Annotated in this window: 14 protein-coding genes; 11 read left to right on the forward strand and 3 right to left on the reverse strand. The window is 69.6% G+C overall.

Going from position 1 to position 22008, the window contains the following annotated elements; translation table 11 throughout:
• Nucleotides 1–273: IS3 family transposase (locus FQY83_RS06670; protein WP_146386382.1), on the forward strand; the 273-nt coding region annotated here is incomplete at its 5' end.
• Between the two features lie 1166 nt (nt 274–1439).
• On the opposite strand, the gene FQY83_RS06680 is transcribed toward FQY83_RS06670, so the two are convergent.
• Together FQY83_RS06680 and FQY83_RS06685 are read right to left on the reverse strand one after the other, a co-directional pair.
• A complete protein-coding gene (locus FQY83_RS06680) occupies nt 1440–2258 on the reverse strand; it encodes a S1/P1 nuclease (RefSeq protein ID WP_146386384.1) in 819 nt (272 codons plus the stop codon).
• Between the two features lie 164 nt (nt 2259–2422).
• Nucleotides 2423–3061, reverse strand: a complete 639-nt coding sequence (locus FQY83_RS06685; protein ID WP_146386386.1) for an OmpW/AlkL family protein — start codon at nt 3059–3061, stop codon at nt 2423–2425.
• 173 nt (nt 3062–3234) lie between these two features.
• On the opposite strand from FQY83_RS06685, the gene gap reads away from it, so the two are divergent.
• The 6 genes from gap (at nt 3235) to FQY83_RS06715 (ending at nt 14079) form a co-directional block, all read left to right on the forward strand.
• Nucleotides 3235–4239 carry a type I glyceraldehyde-3-phosphate dehydrogenase gene (gap, locus tag FQY83_RS06690; RefSeq protein WP_146386388.1) on the forward strand — a complete coding sequence of 335 codons (1005 nt, stop codon included), beginning with the start codon at nt 3235–3237 and terminating at the stop codon, nt 4237–4239.
• A 120-nt stretch (nt 4240–4359) separates the two neighbouring features.
• On the forward strand, nt 4360–7068 hold the full coding sequence (locus FQY83_RS06695; RefSeq protein WP_146386391.1) for a DUF2339 domain-containing protein: 2709 nt from the start codon (nt 4360–4362) through the stop codon (nt 7066–7068).
• Nucleotides 7065–8417: a DUF3999 domain-containing protein gene (locus FQY83_RS06700; RefSeq protein ID WP_146386392.1), complete on the forward strand. Its 1353-nt coding sequence runs from the start codon at nt 7065–7067 to the stop codon at nt 8415–8417. The genes FQY83_RS06695 and FQY83_RS06700 overlap by 4 nt, the downstream gene beginning before the upstream one ends.
• Nucleotides 8418–8504: 87 nt before the next feature.
• Complete coding sequence (locus FQY83_RS06705; protein WP_146386394.1) at nt 8505–9677, forward strand: phosphoglycerate kinase; 1173 nt, start codon at nt 8505–8507, stop codon at nt 9675–9677.
• A 71-nt stretch (nt 9678–9748) separates the two neighbouring features.
• Nucleotides 9749–11797: a DUF3857 domain-containing protein gene (locus FQY83_RS06710; RefSeq protein ID WP_146386396.1), complete on the forward strand. Its 2049-nt coding sequence runs from the start codon at nt 9749–9751 to the stop codon at nt 11795–11797.
• Nucleotides 11794–14079, forward strand: a complete 2286-nt coding sequence (locus FQY83_RS06715; protein ID WP_146386398.1) for a tetratricopeptide repeat protein — start codon at nt 11794–11796, stop codon at nt 14077–14079. Before FQY83_RS06710 ends, FQY83_RS06715 begins: the two co-directional genes overlap by 4 nt.
• A gap of 24 nt (nt 14080–14103) precedes the next feature.
• Here FQY83_RS06715 and FQY83_RS06720 read toward each other — a convergent pair whose 3' ends face one another.
• The gene (locus FQY83_RS06720; RefSeq protein WP_146387226.1) at nt 14104–14691 is read right to left on the reverse strand and encodes a GNAT family N-acetyltransferase; all 588 of its coding nucleotides are present in this window, start codon (nt 14689–14691) and stop codon (nt 14104–14106) included.
• A gap of 85 nt (nt 14692–14776) precedes the next feature.
• Here FQY83_RS06720 and pyk point away from each other — a divergent pair, with 85 nt between their 5' ends.
• The 4 genes from pyk (at nt 14777) to FQY83_RS06740 (ending at nt 21804) form a co-directional block, all read left to right on the forward strand.
• Nucleotides 14777–16243, forward strand: a complete 1467-nt coding sequence (pyk, locus tag FQY83_RS06725) for a pyruvate kinase (RefSeq protein ID WP_146386401.1) — start codon at nt 14777–14779, stop codon at nt 16241–16243.
• Between the two features lie 138 nt (nt 16244–16381).
• Complete coding sequence (locus FQY83_RS06730) at nt 16382–17392, forward strand: class I fructose-bisphosphate aldolase (protein WP_146386403.1); 1011 nt, start codon at nt 16382–16384, stop codon at nt 17390–17392.
• Nucleotides 17393–17575: 183 nt separating this feature from the next.
• The gene (locus FQY83_RS06735) at nt 17576–18673 is read left to right on the forward strand and encodes an efflux RND transporter periplasmic adaptor subunit (protein WP_146386405.1); all 1098 of its coding nucleotides are present in this window, start codon (nt 17576–17578) and stop codon (nt 18671–18673) included.
• Entirely contained in the window at nt 18670–21804 is a 3135-nt protein-coding gene (locus FQY83_RS06740) for an efflux RND transporter permease subunit (RefSeq protein WP_146386407.1), read from the forward strand. The genes FQY83_RS06735 and FQY83_RS06740 overlap by 4 nt, the downstream gene beginning before the upstream one ends.
• Nucleotides 21805–22008 lie beyond the last annotated feature (204 nt).

The raw sequence follows: 22008 nt of genomic DNA on the forward strand, positions 1-22008 counted from the left end.
AGCAGCGACTGGCAGTCGTTCCTGAAGGCGCATCGGATGGTTCCGAGCATGAGCCGTCGCGGCAACTGCCACGACAACGCGGTGGCCGAGAGCTTCTTCAGCGTCCTGAAGAAGGAGCGGATCAAGCGGAGAATCTATCCGACCCGGGCCGCCGCAACCTCGGACGTGTTCGACTACATCGAGATGTTCTACAACCCGGTGCGTCGCCATGGTTCCGCCGGCGACGTCTCACCGGTAGAGTTCGAAAGGCGCTACGCGCAAAGCGGCCGATGAGTGTCTATGAAACCTTGGGCGGTCCATCCATTCCAACTGCACCAAGCCATACCTGGTCTACGACTGACCGGATCTCGACATGACGTCATCCTTGTCCCCCAGACGTTCTGTGTTCATGGGAGCCGCGGCACCGGAAAACTGCTGTCACCCCACCGGCGGGACGAAGGGGAGAAACGATTTGTTCGGCGTTGCCTTGGGGTGCTCCGAATAATTCCGTTTGTCATTCCGAACGAAGTGAGAAGCGCTTTGCAACGGCGAAGCCGGTCAATCTGAGGATCAGGAGCACGGATTTCTCGCTGCGCTCGAAATGACGGTTGTTCAGAGGGTCCCTTGAACGAAGGGCGTGGGATGGATGTCAACTCGGCAGAGGGTGATCCTGTCCGCCACCGTCTTGCCGACAATGAGATTGCGGACAAAAAACGGAGATTTTAAATATGGATATTTCAATGAAAGGTATCTCTGCTTGCGCTCTTGCCCTGACAATAGCCCTTGGAGCTGTTGCCTGCTCAACCCTTGCGTCCAGCACGAACACCCTTTCCGATGACAAGATCAGGTCGGAATCGGCCGGAGCTCTCGGTTATGAGCCGTCTGACCTGTCTATCGTCAGCCGGAGAACGGAGGGGACAAATACCTACGTCAACCTCAAGGCAAACGACAACAAGGAATTCACCTGCATCATCAACGGAGGAAATCTACTGACCTTCGGAATGACGAGTCCGCCCAGGTGCAACAAGAGAGGTGAGCCAATCAAGGCCGACCTGCTTTAAGAACCCTCTGAACAGGTCGTCATTCCGGCGAAAGCCGGAATCCGGTTTTCCGGAAAGTTGCTGAAAAGCTGGATCCCGGCTTTCGCCGGGATGACGACCCAGGACTTGTTCAGACCTTCGTTGGAGACTTCCCCGGGTGAGTCAGAGATCCACGCGGTTGATTTTCCAGGATTCCTCGCTGCGTTCGGAATGACAGGTCGGAGTTGTTCAGATGATTCCGGGCGGCAGTTCGGAAGGACTTTTCGAAAGTTCATTTAGGGCAACGCTGATCAATTCGCTTCCAGCTCGTCGTCCCGCAATGGTGGGGATGACAGCGGGTTCTTCAGAGTTGCCTGGTTTGACGCCGGCGATTGTGAGCGATACGGGCCTGATGGCAGTGATCCTCGATCACGACCATGTTCAGCGTGATACTTCCGTCGCTAGGACGATATTGAGCAGTTCTGCCAGCCGGGCGCCCGCGAGCTGGACCTGCCGCTCGACCGTCGGACGGTGCTGCAGCAGATAGTCGTCGTCGATCCTCGACCTTGGCGGATAGACGCCCGGGGCCAGGGCGATCCGGCACGACTGTTCGGCCCATACGGCAGGGGCGCCCGGGGTGTACGGGTCGGTGCCTGCCGGCAGCGGGTCGGGATCCAGCCGCAGCCGCGCTTCGTAGGCATCTTCGCCGAGCCTGGCCGACGCCAGCAGCCGGCTGTCCCACAGCGAATGCAGGTTGGTGCCCTTGCCGTGCAGGTTCACCTGCACGGTGTTGCCGCCGCGGTCGCGGGCGTAGCCGGCGTGCAGGGGCTGGTGCACGTCGCCGACGAAGTGGACGACGAACTTCAGCGCCTGCAGGCGTTCGGCATCGGGCCGGGTGCGGTCGGCGAGGATGTCGGCCTGGATGCGGATCGCTTCGACCACGCAGTCGCCGTTCGGGCAGGCGTGGGCGACGTCGTAGGCGCAGTCGTGTTCACCGATGTTGATGAAGTGCCACCTGGCCGAGCGCCTGCCGAGGTCGGGGTCGTTTGCGCGCAGGTCGTCGGCCCAGTTGGCGATGTCGGCGAGCGATGACGCCTGTTCGATTGCCAGCAGGCGGTCGATTTCGGCGCGCGCCTGCGGCGTGAGCCGGGGTTCGGCGAGGCGGGCGACGAGGCGGTGGCCGAGGGGGCCCCAGGCCTGCGCGATGCCGGGCCATGACAGTGCGCAGGACAGGAGGATGGCGATGAGAATACGGGGCATGGCGGCACTCTAGAGCGTTTCTGGCGCAAACGCGTACATTCCGTCATCCCCGCGAAGGCGGGGATCCAGTGTCTTGTTTGCTGGTTTCCAGGGCAACGACGCTGGGTCCCCGCCTTCGCGGGGATGACGCCAACATCCGGGCCAAGGATGCGCTCGCGGTCGGATCAGAACTTCGCCACCCAGGCCACGCCGTACACCAGCGGGTCGATGTTGGCGGTGCCGACCTTGGTGCCGTTGACCTTGACGTCGCTGTCGATGTCGGCCCAGCGGGCGTCGATGCGGATCGCGCTGCGTTCGCCGATTGCGAAGTCGATGCCGGCATGCGCGGCCAGGCCCCAGGAGTCGCCGAGCTCGAGGTCGGTGCCGGCGAGGGCGCCGGTGGTGTCTTCGCTGAAGAAGGTGGTGTAGTTCAGGCCGAGGCCGACGAAAGGCGTGGCCTTGCTGCGGTTGATGAAGTGGTACTGCAGCGAGATGACCGGCGGCAGGTGCCTGGTGCTGCCGACCTTGCCGACGCCGCGGATGTCGATTTCGTGCTGGAACGGCAATGCGGCCAGCACCTCGATGCCGAGGTTGTCGCGCAGGAAGTATTCGAAGGTGATCGTGGGGCGGACGCTGCTGCCGACCTCGGTGGGCGGCAGCGGGCCGAGGCCGAGGGCGGTGGCGTCGAGCCTGCCGTTGTCGGACTTGGGGGCGACGTTGTGGACGCCGAGGCCGAGGGTCCAGTCTCCCCTGGACTGTGCGGCGGCGGGCAGGGCGGCAGCGGCGAGGGTCGCCGCCAGCAGCCACGTGGTGGTGCGCTTCATGGGGGTTGCTCCGTGTGGGGACGGCGACAGTCTGGTCCTGGCGCCGCGGCGACCACCTTGATCAGGATCATTGCAGTCGCAACCACCGCGGATCGGGGAATCGCGGCGCGTTCCGCGACGGCGGCCTGCTAGAATCGACTTCCTTTTCCACCCTGTCCGGGAGTCCGCGCACCATGGCGATCAAGGTAGGCATCAACGGTTTCGGCCGCATCGGCCGCAACGTGTTGCGTTCGGCAGTCCAGAACTTCGGCGACGACATCGAGATCGTCGGCATCAACGACCTGCTCGAACCCGATTACCTGGCCTACATGCTGCGCTACGACTCGGTGCACGGCCGCTTCAAGGGCGAGGTGTCGATCGACGGCGGCACGCTGGTGGTCAACGGCAAGCGCATCCGCCTGACCCAGGAGCGCGATCCGGCGAACCTGAAGTGGGACGAGGTGGGCGCCGAGGTGGTGATCGAGTCCACCGGCCTGTTCCTCGACAAGGCCACCGCGCAGAAGCATCTCGACGCGGGCGCGAAGAAGGTGATCCTGTCGGCGCCGTCGAAGGACGACACGCCGATGTTCGTGTTCGGCGTCAACGACAAGACCTACAAGGGCGAGGCGATCATCTCCAACGCCTCGTGCACCACCAACTGCCTGGCGCCGATCGCCAAGGTGCTCAACGACAAGTGGGGCATCAAGCGCGGCCTGATGACCACGGTGCACGCGGCCACGGCGACGCAGAAGACGGTCGACGGCCCGAGCAACAAGGACTGGCGCGGCGGCCGCGGCATCCTGGAGAACATCATTCCCTCGTCCACCGGCGCGGCCAAGGCCGTGGGCGTGGTGATCCCGGAGCTCAACAAGAAGCTGACCGGCATGAGCTTCCGCATCCCGACCAGCGACGTGTCGGTGGTCGACCTGACCGCGGAACTCGAGAACCCGGCCAGCTACGACGAGATCAAGGCCGAGATGAAGGCGCAGAGCGAAGGCGCGCTCAAGGGCATCCTCGGCTACACCGAGGACAAGGTGGTCGCCACCGACTTCCGCGGCGATGCACGCACCTCGATCTTCGACGCCGACGCGGGCATCGCGCTCGACCCGACCTTCGTCAAGATCGTCAGCTGGTACGACAACGAGTGGGGCTATTCCAACAAGTGCCTGGAAATGGTGCGCGTGGTTGCCGGCAAGTGAGCCGGCGGTAGCCCGAGGCGATACCCGGAGCCCCGCTTGCGCGGGGCTTCTTGTTTTCGCGACCCGGCCCGCTAAGGTGGCCGGCAATGCGCCCGGAGCGGCGCCCGACGGGATGGCGGAATGGAAGGTCTCCTGACCCTGCTGGTGCTGGTGGCGCTTGCGGTGCCGGTGCTGTTGATCGTGGCGCTGGTGTCGATCGGTGGGCTGAAGCGCCGCGTCGCGGACCTGGAAGATGCGGTCGTGCGCCTGCGGGCCGATGCCGAAGCGCCTTCGCGCGCGGCGGCGCCTGCGCAGCGCGAGGCGCCTGATGTGGCCGCTCCGCCGCGCGCGGTGGTCCCGCCCGAACCTACGCTGGCCGAGTTGACGGCGTCTCCGCCGCCGACGATCGCGTCGCGGCCGCCCGCGCCGGCCGCCGGCCCTGCGGCGCCGACTCCGCCGCCGCTGCCACCGCGCGCGGACGTGGCGCCCGAAGCGGTTCCGCCGCCTCCGCCGCGTCGTCCGGCGGCGCCACCGCCGCCGAATTTCGTCGACGTCGCACTGCGCGCGGTGAAGCGCTGGTTCACCGTCGGCAACGTGCCGGTGAAGGTCGGCATGCTGGTGCTGCTGGCAGGCGTGGCGGCGCTGCTCAAGTACGGCAACGACCAGGGCTGGTTCCACCTGCCGATGGAACTGCGCCTCGCGGGCGTGGCCGCGGCGGCGCTGGCGGGGCTGGTCTTCGGTTGGCGCCAGCGCTTCGACAGGCCGGCGTTCGCGCTGGCGCTGCAGGGCGGTGCGATCGGCGTGCTGCTGCTGGTGGTGTTCGCGGCGTTCAAGCTCTACGGGCTGCTCCCGGCGGGCGCCGCGTTCGGGCTGAGCATCGCCCTGGTCGCCGGGCTCGGCGTGCTCGCGGTGCTGCAGGATTCGCGCACGCTGGCGGTGCTCGGCATCCTCGCCGGCTTCCTCGCGCCGATCTGGCTCTCGACCGGCAGCGGCAACCACGTCGCGCTGTTCTCCTACTACGCGGTGCTCAACGCGGCGATCTTCGCCATCGCCTGGGTGAAGTCGTGGCGGGTGCTGAACCTACTGGGCTTCGTCTTCACCTGGGGCATCGGCATCGTGTGGGGCGTGCTGGCGTACTCGCCGGACAAGCAGGCGAGCACGCAGCCGTTCCTGGTGCTGTTCTTCGTCTTCTACCTGCTGCTGCCGATCCTGTATGCGCGCAGGCGTCCGCCCGGCCGTCGCGACCTGGTCGACGGCTGCCTGCTGTTCGGCACGCCGCTGATCGCGTTCTCGCTGCAGGCGGCGCTGCTCGACGGCGAGCGCATGCCGCTGGCGTTCTGCGCGCTGGCGCTGGCCGTGGTGTACGCGGCGCTGGCGTGGGCGCTGCGGCGGCGCGAAGGTTACGCGGTGCTGGCGCAGGCGCACGCGCTGCTGGCGGTGGGCTTCGCGACGTTGTCGGTGCCGCTGGCGCTGTCGGCGCGCGCGACCGCCTGCGTGTTTGCGCTCGAGGGCGCGGCGCTGGTGTGGCTGGGCCTGAAGCAGCGCCGCGTGCTGCCGCAGTGGACCGGCCTCGGCCTGCAGCTGGCGGCGGCGGTGGCGTATTCGCTGGGCATGTCGACGCTGCCGGCGCCGGACGTGCAGGCGATCGCGAATCCTGCGTTCATGGGCGCGCTGCTGATCGCGCTCGCCGGCTTCGCCAGTGCATGGTCGTATCGCGACGAAGGCGAGCCGCGCATCGCGCTGATGTACTACCTCTGGGGCCTGGCCTGGTGGGCCGGCAACCTGTTCCACGAGATCGTCGGCTTTGTCGACGGCGATGCCCAGGTCGACGCGATGCTGGCGGCGACCGCGGTGACCGGCTGGCTGGCGGCGGAAGTGCACCGGCTGCGCCCGGCGCGCGCGCTGGCGGCGACAACGCTGCTCGCGCTGGCGGCGGCGATCCCGTTCGCGCTGCTGCAGACCGCGGTGCACGGACATCCGTTCGAAGGTGCCGGCGTCTGGGCGTGGCTGGCCTACGCCTTGCTCGGCGTGCGCAGCCTGCTGTGCCTGCGCAGCGACGACGACCACATCGGCGACTGGGCGCAGTTCGCGTGGTGGCTGGTGTGGCCGTCGGTGCTGGCGCTGTTCGCGGGCTGGCTGACCGAGCATGTCGCGCTCGACCACGGCTGGACCCTGGCGGCGCTGGCGCTGCCGTGGATCGCGCTGATGCTGGTGTCGATGGCGCGCTGGCCGCTGCTGCGCGTGCCGCGCGGCGAGCGTTTCGACGACCTGCGCCTGCCGCTGCAGGTCACGGTGTCGCTGCTGCTCGCGCTGTGGTGGTGGTCGACGCAGCTGGCGCCCGGCGATGCCGATCCGCTGCCGTGGTTGCCGCTGCTCAATCCGCTGGAGCTGGTGCAGGTGGGCGTGCTGGTGCTGCTCGCGCGCTGGCTGTGGTCGGATGAGGCGCCGCGCGCGCTGGCGTCGATGCGGGTGACGCTGCTGTCGGCGGCCGGCTTCGCCCTGGTCACCGCGGTCACGCTGCGCGCCGTGCACCAGTGGGGCGGCATCGCCTGGGATGCGCGCCTGGTCGAGAGCAGCCTCGCGCAGACCAGCCTGACCGTGGTCTGGAGCCTGCTCGGCGTGATCGGCTGGATCGCGGGCTCGCGCCGCGGCCAGCGCACGCTGTGGCTGGCCGGCGCGGTGCTGATGGGCGTGGTGCTGGCGAAGCTGGTGCTGGTCGATCGCCAGCATCTGGGCGACCTGCTGGGCATCGGCTCGTTCATCGCCTACGGGCTGCTGTGCACGCTGGTGGGCTACCTTGCGCCGGCGCCGCCGCGCGAACAGGCGATCGGGAACGGAGAGACTGCATGACGCTTCGAACGGGAATCCTGGGGCTGGCGCTGCTGGCAGGCGCCGCGTTCGCCGCGCCCGTCGACGACTACGCCGTGCAGTGGCCGATCGCGCTGTCCGGCGACGATGCCGGCGCCTACGGGGTGACGCTCGACGCCTCGGTCTATCGCGAGGCGCGGTCGCCGGCCTTGCGCGATGTCGATGTCATCAACGCAGACGGTGTCGCGGTGCCCGCCCAGCTGTTTCGTCCCGACGACGGCATGACGGAGGCCGACAGGCGCGTGCCGGTGCGCTGGTTCGTGCTGCCGACCAGCTCCACGGCGGCGTCGGGCGACTGGTCGATGGCGGTCGAGCGCAGCCGCGACGGACGCGTGCTGCGCGTGGAGGCACGTGACGGCGCTGCGCGTGGAGACGACGCGGTCGCGTGGCTGCTGGATACCAGCGACGTGGACGCCACCGTCGAGGCCCTGCACCTGGAGTGGGCGCCGGACGCGGGCAGCGTCGACCGCGGTTACCGCGTGGAAGCCAGCGACGACCTGCGCGTATGGCGCGTGGTGCAGCCGGTCGCGCAACTGGTGGATCTGTCGCGCGATGGCGAGCGCCTCGTGCAGCGCCGCGTGCCGGTGGGAACGCAGGCGCGCTACCTGCGGCTGCTGCCCGCGGGCGGGACCGGGCGCGTGCAGCTGGCGGCGGTGCAGGCCGAGCTTGCGCCGGTGGTGAAGCGCCGACCGCTGCAGTGGCAGCAGCTGTCGGGCGAGACGGTCGAGGCGCAGGGCGTGCGCTTCCATGCGTTCACGCTCGACGGCCGCTACCCGGTCGAGGCCGCCGACGTGCAGCTCGACGGCAACAGCACCGGGCAGTGGACGCTCTACAGCCGCGAGGATGGCGATTCCCCGTGGACGCTGCGCGCCGGTCCCTGGGTCGCCTATGCCATCGGCAGCGGCAACGATGCGAACCGCTCGGCGCCGCAGCCGCTGTCGGGCCCCACGCGCGACCGCGAATGGAAGCTGGTCGGCAACGCGCCGACGGCGCAGCCGCCGCAGCTGCGGCTCGGCTGGCGGCCCGAGGCGCTGGTGTTCGTCGCGCAGGGCGCACCGCCGTACCGCCTCGTCGCCGGCAGCGCGCGTGCCGGGCGCGTCGATGCACCGCTGGCGCAGTCGCTCGACGAAATCCGCCGCGCACGCGGTCCCGGCTGGCGGCCGGGCGTGGCGACGCCGGGGACGATGCAGCCGCTGGCCGGCGAACAGGCGCTGCAGCCGGCGCCGGCGCAGCGCGACTGGCGTTCGTGGCTGCTGTGGGCCCTGCTGGTGGCCGGCGCGCTGCTGGTGGCGGGCTTCGCGATGAGCCTGCTGCGCAAGCCGCGGAGCTGATCGCAGCGGATCGTGGCAGGTGCAACGTTTGCCTGGCGGATGCACGCCGTCGACAATAGGCGCGGACTCCACAACGACGACGCGCCGATGACCATCCTCCGCATGACCGACCTCGATCTTTCCGGCAAACGCGTGCTGATCCGGCAGGACCTCAACGTGCCGATCGACAACGGCCAGATCACCTCCGAGCAGCGCATCACCGCGTCGATCCCGACGCTGAAGCTGGCGCTGGAGAAAGGGGCGGCGGTGATGGTGACCTCGCACCTGGGCCGGCCGAAGGAAGGGCAGTGGAGCGAGGAGGACTCGCTGGCGCCGGTGGCGAAGCGGTTGGGCGAACTGCTCGGCGTCGACGTGCCGCTGCTGCGCGACTGGGTCGACGGCGTCGACGTCGCGCCCGGGCAGGTCGTGCTGCTGGAGAACTGCCGGATGAACGTCGGCGAGGGCAAGGACAGCGAGGAGCTCGCGAAGAAGTACGCCGCGCTGTGCGACGTGTTCGTGATGGACGCCTTCGGCACCGCGCATCGCGCGCAGGCGTCCACACACGGCGTCATCCGCTTCGCGAAGCAGGCCGCGGGCGGCCCGCTGCTGATGGCCGAACTCGACGCGCTGGCCAAGGCGCTCGACAACCCGGCGCGGCCGCTGCTGGCGATCGTGGCCGGCAGCAAGGTCTCGACCAAGCTCGAACTGCTGTCGAACCTGGTCGGGAAGGTCGACCAGCTGATCGTCGGCGGCGGCATCGCCAACACCTTCATCGCCGCGCAGGGCCTGGCCGTGGGCAAGTCGCTGCACGAGGCCGACCTGGTCGAGACCGCGCGCAAGATCATGGTCGACGCGAAGGCGCGCGGCGCGGACATCCCCGTGCCGACCGACGTGGTGGTCGCGAAGCAGTTCCACCCGGACGCGGAGGCCACGGTGAAGGCGGTCGCCGACGTCGCCGAGGACGACCTGATCCTCGACATCGGCCCCGACACCGCCGCGCGCTATGCCGGCATGATCGCCGGTGCCGGCACCGTGGTCTGGAACGGCCCGGTCGGCGTGTTCGAGTTCGACGCCTTCGGCAAGGGCACCGAAACCCTGGCGCGCGCGATCGCCGCGTCGAAGGCGTTCTCGATCGCCGGCGGCGGCGACACCCTCGCGGCGGTCGACAAGTACGGCATCGCCGGCGACGTGTCCGATATCTCCACCGGCGGTGGCGCCTTCCTCGAATTCCTCGAAGGCAAGACCCTGCCCGCGGTCGCGGCGCTGGACGCGCGCGGCTGAGCGCGGTCCCCCGTTGCCAACTCCGCCCGCCATAGTAGGCTTGTGCGGAAGGGGACTGGGCAGGTTGGGGGATGGGCAGGAATCTGTGGCTGTGGACGTCGCTCCTGCTGGCAGGGGCGGCGCAGGGGGCGGTGGTCGAGCACCAACGCGGGGAATACCGCTTCGGTACCGGTCCGGTGCCGGATTTCGTCGAGCGCGCGGAGCTTCCCGCGCAGTGGCCGGCGGACGCGCCCGGCGCCGACGACGAGCGCTGGCGCTACTGGCTGCACGACCTGCAGTCGGACCGGCGCGGCGGTCGCGACGCACTGTTCGTGGACTATGCCTACGAGGCGCGCGGCGCATCGCTGGTCGGGGAGGCGGGGCGCTTCCAGATCAGCTTCAATCCCGAATACCAGCAGTTGCAGATCCATGACGTGGAGCTGCGCCGCGACGGCGCCTGGCACGATCGCCTCGACGCCGACCGCATTTCGCTCGCGCGGCGCGAGGACGGCTTCGAGCAGGACCTCGCCGACGGCATCGTCACCGCGCTGATCGTGCTCGACGACGTGCGCCGCAACGACGTGATCCGCGTCGCCTACAGCATCACCGGCAGCAATCCGGTGCTCGCGGGGCAGGGCAGCGACTGGATGCGCTTCGGCTGGCAGAACCCGACGTTGCGCTCGCGCCTGCGCGTGCTGATGGATCCGGGCACGAAACCGCGCATCCATCGCGAGAACGGCGCGCCGGAACCCGTGGTGCGCGAACGGCCGGACGGCTTCGAGGTCGTGCTGGACGCGCCGCCGCAGCCGGTCATCGTCGACGACCAGCAGTATCCGGCCTGGTACCAGCCGTATCCGCTGGCGCAGGTTGCCCGCGACCAGGGCTGGAAGCAGGTCGTCGACTGGGCGCTGCCGCTGTACCCGCGGGTCGACCGCCTGCCCGACGAACTCGAGGCGAAGCTGCAGGAATGGCGCGCGCTGCGCGACGAGCGCGCGCGCATCACCGCCGCGGTGCGGCTGGTGCAGGACGAAGTGCGCTATTTCGGCGTCGAGATGGGCGAGAACACCCATCGCCCGACCGCGCCCGCCGAAACCTGGCGTCGCCGCTACGGCGACTGCAAGGACAAGGTCTACCTGCTGGTCAGCCTGCTCGGGCGCATGGACATCCGCGCGGTTCCGGCGCTGGTCAGCACCTCGCGCGGCAAGGCGGTCTCCGCTTTCGTGCCCTCGGCGTCGGTGTTCAACCACGTGATCGCGCGGATCGAATCGGGCCGCGAGGTACTGTGGGTGGATCCGACCATCACCCTGCAGGGCGGCACGGCGGGCGCCTACGACCTCAGCGCCTACGGCGCGGCGCTGGCGATCGCGCCCGGCGGCGGCCGCATCGAGTCGATCGAAGCGCCGGACCGCGGCCGCGAGCGCAACGGCATCACGGTGGTCGAGCGCTACGTGCCGCAGGCCGATGCGCGCGAGGTGCGGCTCGACGTGGAAACGGTCTACCGCGGCGATTCCGCGGACCAGCGCCGCAGGTCGTTCGCCAACGAACGCGGCGACGACCTGTCGCGGCGCTACGCCGACTACTATCGTCGCCGGCTCGGCGAGCTCGAAGTGCTGGCCGCGCCGCAGCTTCGCGACGACCGCGAGGACAATGCGCTGACGGTGACCGAACGCTACCTGCTGAAGGCGCCCTTTGACGACGAGGGCGTTTCGGTCAAGGCGCTCGGCGTGTTCGCCGACACGCTGCAGGAGATCAGCCGGCTGCCGACGTCGATGGCCCGCACCGCGCCGCTCGCCTATGCCGCGCCCGGGCGCTACCGCCACGAGATCGAAGTGGCGATGCCCGAGCGCTGGACCGCGACCTTCGGCAAGGAGCAGCAGCGCGTGTCGTCGAAGGCCTTCGAGTACGCGCGGGATGTAGACGTGGCCGACGGCCATGCGCGCGTCGTCTACCAGCTCGACGTGAGCCAGTCCGAAGTGGCGGGCGGCGATGCGGCCGGGCATCTGGAGCAGGTACGCAGGCTGCAGGACGGGCTGTCGGCGACGCTGCGGTTCCGGATGCCGGCGGGCGTCGCCGCGGACGAACGGCAGCGGCGGCTGCAGCAGCTGCTGCGCAATGCGATCGATGAAGGAACCGACAAATGAAACTCCACGTCCTGTCCGCGCTGTTCCTGCTGGCGACGCTGGGCGGCGCACTGCCGGTGGCCGCGCAGGAGCGCGGCATCAGCGTGCGCGACGTGATCCAGGCGCCGGAGGCGGCCTGGAGCCGCTTCCTGTCGGACCCCGCCTATGCCGAGGCCTACGACGCCTACGACGCGCTGGGCGAAGTGGGATACGCCCTGCTCGAGGTGGATCCCGAAGCCTGCCGGAGCAAGCGCGACGTGCTGGAAGCCGCGGTGCTGAAGGCGCCGGTCAGCATCGCGCTGCATCGCGCGCGCATGCTGTGCGCCGAGGCGCTGGAGGACGACGCCGTCGCCGAGGAAGCCCTGCTCGCGGTCGGCGCGCTGTCGCGGCTGGCGCTGGCCGACGGGCGCGAGTCCTTCTGGCCGCGGCCCGCCCGGGTGATGGGGCCGCTCGACATCTACGCGGTGCTGGCGTCGAGCGGGCTCGAATTCCGCTACGAGTACTACCCGCAGGTCGAGGTGCAGCGCTACTTCCCGCTGGTGGTGGCGGCCTGGGACGAGGAACTCGGCGCCGAACGGCACCTGTCGTTCGACTATATCGATACCGCGGACCGGATCGTGCGCGGCAATCCCTTCTCCGGCTACCCGGCGCAGCGCCGCAGCCTCGCCGATTCCTTCAGGGACGCGATGGCGGCGCAGGGCGAATCGTCGGACATCGACCTGCAGGCGATCCAGGCCTTCCGCATGGCCGGGGGCAAGGTGGACGCCCTCGCCGAACTGCGGCCGGGCGCCGAGGCCGGCGGGCTGCAGTCCCTGGCGACGTGGCTGCTGGTGTGCGCCAGGCAGCCGGACAAGGGCTGCGACGATGGATGGGTGGATTTGCTGCTGCCCCGGGCCGAAGCCGAGCATGCGGCGTACATGACGCTGCTGGCGATGGCCTACGCGACCGGCGTCGGCGTCGGGCAGGACCTGCAGGCGGCCGCGGCGATGCTCGATGCCGCGGATCGCCGCTGGCATCGCGATGGCGCCACCGTGATGTTCGCCCGCACGTGGATCCTGCTCGATGGCGCGCCGCCGCCCGCGTTCCTGGTGCAACGCATGGAAGCTGCGCGGCAGCGTGGCAACGTCCTGGTTCCCGCGATCACCGCGTCGTGGAAACTCGCGGCGAAGGGCGTGCCGCAGCTCGACCCGACCGAATTGCGCGCGCTGGCCGATCCCGCCAACAACGGCGTCGGCAAGGGTTATGCGCTCCTGGTCAACTACCACCGCCAGCGCGAGGAAGCGCTCGTCGCCAACGGCTGGATGAAGTACGCCGCCGATGCCGGCGATCCCGATGCGCAGGCGGCCACCGGCATCGCGCTGTACGGGGCGGCGAAGAACGATGCGCAGCGCGAGGATGCGCTGCGCCTGGTCGCGCTCGGCGCCCAGGGCGGCAGCGCCGGGGGCGCGCGCTTCATGGCGCACCAGGGCATGCGCCGGCAGGACTGGAAGGACGCCGAAGGCTGGCTGCTGGCGGCGGCGGTGTCGGGCAACGTCGACGCGCTGCTCGATCTTGCGCGGATCTACGAGTGGGAACGCCCCGGTATCCACGGCACCCGGGAGCAGGCGATCGAGACCTATCGGTCGCTGTCGGAGGAGGTCGACAGCATCGAAGCGCGCCGCCGGTTGGCGAGCATGGCGCTGGAAGGTCGCGGCATGGCGAAGGATCCGGCGCAGGCCGAACGCTGGCTGCGCGCGGATGCGGAGAAGGGCGACGGCGAATCGGCGGCGCGGCTGGGATATGCCCATCTCACCGGCGAGATCCCGCCCGGCGACGAGGCGGAGGGCGCGCGCTGGATGGAGCGGTCGATCGCGGCCGGCTACACGCTGGCGTACGTCGAGTACGGCAACTGGCATTTCTATCGCAGCGGCAACGCGCTGGAAGCGCGCAGGCGCGGCATCGCGCTGTGGCGCAAGGGCGTCGAGGCCGGCGACGGCATGGCCAGGAACAATCTCGCCTGGGCGCTGTGCACCGCGCCCGAGCCGGAACTGTTCGACGCGGCCGCCGGGCTGGCGGAAGCCGGGCGCCTGCTGGAAACCGCGAGCGGCATGCCTGCCTGGATCGATACGGCCGCGGCCTGCCATGCCGCCGCCGGCGACCATGCGCGCGCGATCGAACTGCAGCAGGAGGCCATGGCCTCGCTCACGCCAGCCGAGATCGAGGCAGACGCCAGCCGGGAGCAGGGATTCGCGGCGCGACTGGCGCTCTACCGCGCGGGCAAGCGCTACGTCGAAGCGCATCGCACGGAAGCGGACTACGACTGAACCGCAGCGGGCGTCGGCGGCGCCTTACCCGTCGCGCCGGCGCCGGTCCTGCGCCAGCAGGCCGAACAGTTCCGAATCGGTGGCGTCGTCGCCGACGAAGAAGCGCTCGCGCAGCAGGCCTTCGCTGCGGAAGCCAAGGCGCAGCAGCAGCCGGCGCGAGGCGGCGTTGCGCGGGTCGATGTCGGCTTCGATGCGGTGCAGGGCCAGGGTGCGGAAGCCCCAGTCCAGCGCCAGCGCGACGGCTTCGGCGGCGAGGCCGCAGCCCCAGTGGTCGGCGCGCAGGGCATAGCCGATTTCCGCGCGCCGGTGGCGTGCGTCGAAGTGAAACAGGGTGCAACTGCCGATCGCGGTGTCGCTGCGGCGGTCGGCGACCAGCCAGTTGAGCATCGTGCGGTGCTCGAACGCTTCCAGCATCTCCTCGACCTTGCCCTCGGCCTGCATGCGCTCGCGCATGGGCGCGTGGCTCCAGTAGCGCATCACGTCCGGGTCGGAGAACAGCGCGAACACGGCGTCGACGTCGTCCGCGCGCGGGCCGCGCAGGCGCAGGCGCTGTCCCGACAGGACAGGAAATCCCGGCAGGTCGGCAAGGCGGGCGTTGAGGTCACCGGACATGTGGGAGATTGCCATCGGGCTCGGCTAGGATAGTGGGCTTACGCGGCATTGCCGCGATCCTTACTCCTGCAACGGATCCTCGTCCATGTCCGAACATCGCCGCCGTACCCGCATCCTCGCCACGCTCGGTCCGGCGACGGACCCGCCCGGCGTCCTCGAGGCCATCCTGCGCGCGGGCGTGAACGTGGTGCGGCTGAATTTCTCGCATGGCGATCCCTCGCAGCAGATCGCGCGCGCGCAGGCCGTGCGCGAGGCCGCGGCGCGCGTGGGCATCGAGATCGGCATCCTCGCCGACCTGCCCGGGCCGAAGATCCGCGTCGAGCGCTTCGCCGACGGCAAGGTGTCGCTGAAGGCGGGCGACCGTTTCGACCTGCTCGCCAGCGAGGACGCGCCGCCCGGTACGCAGCACGAGGTCGGCGTGAGCTACCTCGGCCTGCCCGGCGACCTGTCGCCCGGCGACGTGCTGATGCTCGACGACGGCATGGTGCAGCTCAAGGTCGAGCGCATCGAGGGCCAGCGCATCGTCAACACCGTGCTCAACGACAGCGTGCTGTCCGACCGCAAGGGCCTGAACAAGCTCGGCGGCGGCCTGTCGCTGGGCGCGCTGACCGAGCGCGACCGCGAGCTGATCGGCATCGCCGCGCAGATCGGCGTCGATTTCATTGCGGTGTCGTTCTGCCGCAACGCCGCCGACATGGAGGAGGCGCGCACGATCGCGCGTTCGCACGGCAGCGACGCCGCACTGGTGTCGAAGGTCGAGCGCGCCGAGGCGATCGAGAACCTGGCCGAGGTGATCGACGCCAGCGATGTGGTGATGGTCGCGCGCGGCGACCTGGGCGTGGAGATCGGCGACGCCGAACTGCCGGGCCTGCAGAAGAAGATCATCCGCGAGTCGCTGGCGCGCAACAAGGTCGTGATCACCGCGACCCAGATGCTGCAGTCGATGACCGACTCGCCGATCCCCACGCGCGCCGAGGTGCTGGACGTGGCCAACGCGGTGATCGACGGCACCGACGCGGTGATGCTCTCGGCCGAGACCGCGGCGGGCAACTTCCCGCTGCGCGCGGTCGAGGCGATGGCGCGCATCTGCACCGGCGCCGAGCGCCAGTTCGCGCACGACACCGACTTCGAGCAGGCGCAGCGCAACCTCGAGCGCGCCGACCACGCCATCGCGATGGCGGCGATGTTCCTGAGCGAGCACATCGGCGTCGGCGCGATCGTGGCGATGACCGAATCCGGCGGCACCGCGCGCTACCTCTCGCGCTTCCGTTCGGGCGCGCCGATCTACGCGTTCTCGCGCCACGCCGGCGCGCGCCGGCGCATGGCGCTGATGCGCGACGTGTTCCCGATCGACTACGACAGCCGCGGCCAGACCCCGCGCGAGGCCGCGCGTGGCAGCGTGCGCCTGCTGGTGGAGGCGGGCCTGCTCGATGCCGGCGATCGCCTGGTGTTCACCAGCGGCGAGCACATGGAGATGCATGGCGCGACCAACACGCTGCGGCTGCTGCAGATCGGCGGCGACGGCCGCGCCGAGGGGCTGGGCGAACTGTAGGGAAACAGGCAGCGTCATCCCCGCCTTCGCGGGGATGACGTTTGCTGTCGCGTGGCGGAAGATGCGTGCGGAAGCGGCGGGTTGCGTCGGGCCGGGCGCTATAATTCCGCTTCTCTCCGAACCGGCCGACCTCCCGTCATGAGCATCGAAACGCTCGCCCAGACCGCCCTGGCGATGGTCGCCCCGGGCAAGGGCATCATCGCGATCGACGAATCCACCAGTACGATCGCCAAGCGTTTCGACGCCGTCGGCATTCCCAACAGCGAGGAGAACCGTCGCGCCTACCGCGAGCTGCTGCTGACCACGCCGAAGCTGGGCGACCATATCAGCGGCGCGATCCTCTACGACGAGACGATCCGCCAGTCGACCAAGGCCGGCGTGCCGTTCACCAGGGTCATGGCCGACAGCGGCATCCTGCCCGGCATCAAGGTCGACAAGGGCCCGCAGCCGCTGGCCGGCTTCCCCGGCGAAGTGGTGACCGAGGGCCTGGACGGCCTGCGCGCGCGGCTGGAGGAGTACTACAAGCTCGGCGCGCGCTTCGCCAAGTGGCGCGCGGTGATCCACATCGGCGACGACATCCCGTCGGGCACCTGCATCGAGGCCAACAGCCACGCGCTGGCGCGCTACGCCGCGCTGTGCCAGGAGCAGGGCCTGGTGCCGATGGTCGAGCCGGAGGTGCTGATGGACGGCGGCCACGACATCGAGACCAGCTACGAGGTGCACGAGGTAGTGCTGCGCTCGCTGTTCGACGCGCTGTACCAGCACAACGTCATGCTGGAGGGCACGATCCTCAAGGCGTCGATGGTGCTGCCGGGCAAGGACAGCGGCGAGGAAGGCTCGATCGACGAAGTCGCCGAGTCCACCCTGATGTGCCTGAAGTCGTCGGTGCCGGCGATCCTGCCGGGCATCGTGTTCCTGTCCGGCGGGCAGGGCGACGAGGACGCCACCGCGCACCTGGACGCGATGAACCGCATGGGCCCGCACCCCTGGCCGCTGTCGTTCTCCTACGGGCGCGCGATGCAGTCGGCGGCACTGAAGATCTGGTCGCAGGACCTGGCCGGCAACGTGGCCAAGGCGCAGGAGACGGTCTTCGCGCGGGCCCGCGACAATGGCCTGGCGGCGCGGGGCCAGTGGGGCAGGGCGACCTGAACGCCACGGCCCCGGGTGAACCGCGCGCGCCGGACCGGCTGTCCGCGGGCGGGACCACGGGAAACGCACGAGCGCGGGATCGGTTGACCGCGAGGGGTGGCTGAACCCCCCAGCTGAAGACACACAAGTCTGAAGCAGGCGCCGGATAGAATCGAAGGGATTGCTCCCCCCGCCCGGATGCCCATGCCCCTGCGTTCCCTGTCGACCTGGCCCGCCCTGGCCGTTGTGCTGGCCTGCCTGCTGTTGTCCGGCTGCGGAGGCGACGGCCAGGCGGCCGGAAACGGGTCCGCGTCCGCCACGGTCGTGACCACCCAAGTCGTCGCCCTGCAGCCATGGAACGACACGATCTCGGCGCTGGGTACGGTCAAGGCGCGCGAATCGGTGACCGTCACCGCCAAGGTCAGCGAGACCGTCGAGCGCGTGCATTTCGACAGCGGCGACGAGGTCGCGGCCGGCGCCACCCTGGTCACGCTGTCGGGCAACCAGCAGCAGGCCACGCTGCAGGCGGCCGAGGCCGCGGCGAAGGAGGCCGAGCAGCAGTACCGGCGCGGCACCGAGCTGGTGCAGCAGCAGCTGATCGCGCGCTCGCAGCTCGACACGCAGCGGGCGACGCGCGATGCCGCGCTGGCGCGCGTGGCGGAAATGCGCGCCGACATCGGCGACCGCCGCATCCGCGCACCGTTCGCCGGCGTGCTCGGCATCCGCCAGGTCAGCCCGGGCGCGCTGGTCACGCCGGGCACGGTGGTCGCGACGCTCGACGACATCTCGCGCGTGCACGTCGATTTCCAGGTGCCCGAGATGCACCTCGCGCACGTCGCGCGCGGGCATGCGCTCAGCGGCACCAGCGTGGCCTGGCCGGGGCAGGCGTTCGAGGGCGAAGTGTCCAGCATCGACGCGCGCATCGATCCGGGCACGCGCGCGGTCACCGTGCGCGGCGATTTCCCCAACCCGGACCGGCGCCTGCGCCCGGGCATGCTGCTGCAGGTGCAGGTGGCGCGTCCGCAGCGCGAGGCGCTGGTGCTGCCCGAGATCGCGGTGGTGCAGGTCGGGCGCGAGAGCTTCGTCTGGCGGGTGAAGGACGACGGCACCGTCGAGCGCGCGACGATCGCGGTCGGCGAACGCAGCGCGGGCAGGGTCGAGGTGTTGCAGGGCATCGCGGCCGGTGACCGCATCGTGATCGAAGGGACCGGCAAGCTGCGCCCGGGCATCGGCGTGACCGAGGAGGCGCAACCGCCGGCCACCGGCGAGGCGCCTGCGGCGGGCGGGGGCCAGGCGCGGTGAAGCTGTCCGACATCTCCATCAAGCGGCCGGTGTTCGCGGTCGTGGTCAGCCTGCTGCTGGTGGTGCTGGGGCTGATGTCGTTCATGCGCCTGACCGTGCGCGAACTGCCGAACATCGACCCGCCGATCGTGTCGGTGGACGTCACCTATCCGGGCGCATCCGCGGCCGTGGTCGAAACCCGCATCACCCAGATCCTCGAGGACGCGCTGTCCGGCATCGAGGGCATCCGCACGATCCAGTCGCAGAGCCGCAACGGCCGCGCCGACGTGACCATCGAGTTCAATCTCAGCCGCGACATCGAGGCCGCCGCCAACGACGTGCGCGACGGCATCAGCCGGGTGATGGACCGCATGCCCGACGAGGCCGATCCGCCCGAGATCGCCAAGGTCGAGGCCGATGCCGACGCGATCATGTGGCTGAACATGCGTTCGTCGACGATGGATACGCTGGAGCTGAGCGACTTCGCCGAGCGTTACGTGCTCGACCGGCTGTCCTCGCTCGATGGCGTGGCGCGTGTGCAGCTGAGCGGCAGCCAGCGCTATTCGATGCGGATCTGGCTGGACCGCGACGCGATGGCGGCGCGCGGCATCACCGCCGCCGACGTGGAATCCGCGCTGCGCAGCGAGAACGTGGAACTGCCGGCGGGACGGATCGAATCCGAAAGCCGCGATTTCACCCTGCGCGTCGAACGCGGCTACCGCACGCCCGAGCAGTTCTCGCAGATTCCGCTGGGGCGCGGTAGCGACGGCTACGTGGTGCGGCTGGGCGACGTGGCCGAAGTCGAGATCGGGCCGCGCGAGCGGCGCTCGTACGCGCGCAGCAATTCGACTCCGAACGTGGGCCTGGGGATCGTGCGGACCTCGACCGCGAATGCGCTCGACGTGGCGCGCGCGGCGCGCGCCGAAGCCGAGCGCATCCAGCAGACCCTGCCCGAAGGCACCGAGATCTTCGTCGCTGCCGACAACACCCAGTTCATCGAAGCCGCGATCGAGCGCGTGTACTGGACGCTCGGCGAGGCGATGGTGCTGGTGTTCCTGGTCATCTGGCTGTTCCTGGGCAGCCTGCGCGCGGCCCTGATTCCGGCGGTGACCGTGCCGGTGTGCCTGGTGGCGGCGTTCATCGCGCTGTACGCCTTCGGGTACTCGATCAACCTGCTGACTCTGCTGGCGCTGGTGCTGTGCATCGGCCTGGTGGTGGACGATGCGATCATCGTGCTGGAGAACGCGCAGCGTCGCGTCGACCTGGGCGAGCCGCCGCTGGTGGCGGCAAAACGCGGCACCGCGCAGGTGGCGTTCGCGGTGATCGCGACCACCGCGGTGCTGGTGGCGGTGTTCCTGCCGATCGGCTTCATGGAGGGCAACAGCGGCCGCCTGTTCCGGGAGCTGTCGATCGCGCTGGCGTCGGCGGTCGCGCTGTCGGCCTTCGTCGCGCTGTCGTTGACGCCGATGATGTGTTCGAAGCTGCTCAAGCCGCATGGCAAGGAAACCGGGTTCAATGCCTGGATGAACCGCAGGCTCGGGAACCTGAGCGGCCACTATGGTCGCCGGGTCGGGCAACTGGTCGCGATCCCGGGCAAGCGGCTGCTGGCCCTGGTGCTGGCGGCGATGGCGCTGTGCGGGTTGGCCGCCGCGCTGCTGTTCCTGCGCGTCCCCAGTGAGCTGTCGCCCACCGAGGACCGCGGCCGCTTCTTCGTCAGCGTGGATGCGGCAGAAGGCGCGGGATTCGACTACATGGTCGGCCAGATCCAGCAGGTCGAGCGGATCTTCGCCGGTTACGTGGACGGCGACGGCCCGATCGAACGCGCCAATTCGCGTGTGCCGCGCGGTTGGGGCGGCAGCGAGGAAATGCACACCGGCAACGTGATCGTGTTCCTCAAGGACTGGCGCGAACGCGACGAAAGCACGGCGGACGTGGTTGGCCAGCTGCGCTCGGGCTTCGCCTCCCTGCCCGGCGTGCAGGTGCGCGCGAACGTGCCCGGTGGCCTGCTCGGGGGGCGCGGCCAGCGCTACCAGCTGGTGCTCGGCGGCCCCGACTACGGCGAACTGGCGCAATGGCGCGACCGGATGCTGCAACGGATCGAGGCCAACCCGGGCATCGTCGACGCGGATTCGGACTACAAGGAAACCCGGCCGCAGATGCGGGTCGAGATCGATCGCGCGCGCGCGTCCGACCTCGGCGTGTCGGTGCAGGAGATCGGGCGCACGCTGGAAACGATGATGGGCTCGCGCCAGGTGACCACCTACATCGACAACGGCGAGGAATACGACGTGATGCTGCAGGCCGGCCGCGAGAACCGCATGGCGCCGTCCGACCTCGCCAACACCTACGTGCGCGGGCGCGATGGCGAGCTGATCCCGCTGTCCAACCTGGTCACCCTGGGCGAGATCGCCGAGCCCGGCAGCTTCAACCGGTTCAACCGGCTGCGCGCGATCACCATCAGCGGCGGCCTTGCCCCCGGCTACACCATGGGCGAGGCGCTGGAATGGACCTATCGCGTCGCCGCGGAGGAGCTGCCGGACTATGCGCAGATCGACTGGAAGGGCGAGTCGCGCGAGTTCCAGGAAGCCGGTGGCGCGATCCTGGTCACCTTCCTGATGGCCCTGCTGATCGTCTACCTGGTGCTGGCGGCGCAGTTCGAGAGCTTCGTCCATCCGCTGGTGATCATGCTGACCGTGCCGCTGGCGGTGCTGGGCGCGCTGATCGGGCTGTGGATCACCGGCGGCACGCTGAACCTGTTCAGCCAGATCGGGATCGTGATGCTGGTCGGCCTGGCGGCGAAGAACGGCATCCTGATCGTCGAGTTCGCCAACCAGCTGCGCGATGAAGGCCGCAGCGTGCCCGAGGCGATTGCAGAGGCGTCGGCGGTGCGCCTGCGCCCGATCCTGATGACCGCCGCGGCGACGATCATGGGTGCGGTGCCGCTGGTCGTGGCCGGCGGGCCGGGCTCGGCGAGCCGTGCGACGATCGGCGTCGTGATCATTTCCGGCGTTGCGTTCGCCACCCTGCTGACCTTGTTCGTGGTGCCGGCGTTCTACGCCCTGCTGGCGCCGTTCACGCGCTCGCCCGACGCGCTGGCGAAGCAGCTGGAGCAGATGGAGCTGGAGACGCCCCAGGTCAGCGGCCACGCCTGAGCATGGTGCCGGATCCCGCCGCACCCCCGATTCCGTCATCCCGGCGAAAGCCGGGATCCATTTGGCTCCTCGTGTTTCGAAACGGCGTCATTGTCCCGGTGCGGAGAAGTCAAAATGGATCCCGGCTTTCGCCGGGATGACGGGGAATGACGGCAAGTGACAATGACGCAAACAACCTCTGCTCCCTTGTGGCGCGACACGATC

Origin of the sequence: Luteimonas marina (assembly GCF_007859325.1) — a bacterium.
Lineage (GTDB): Bacteria > Pseudomonadota > Gammaproteobacteria > Xanthomonadales > Xanthomonadaceae > Luteimonas > Luteimonas marina.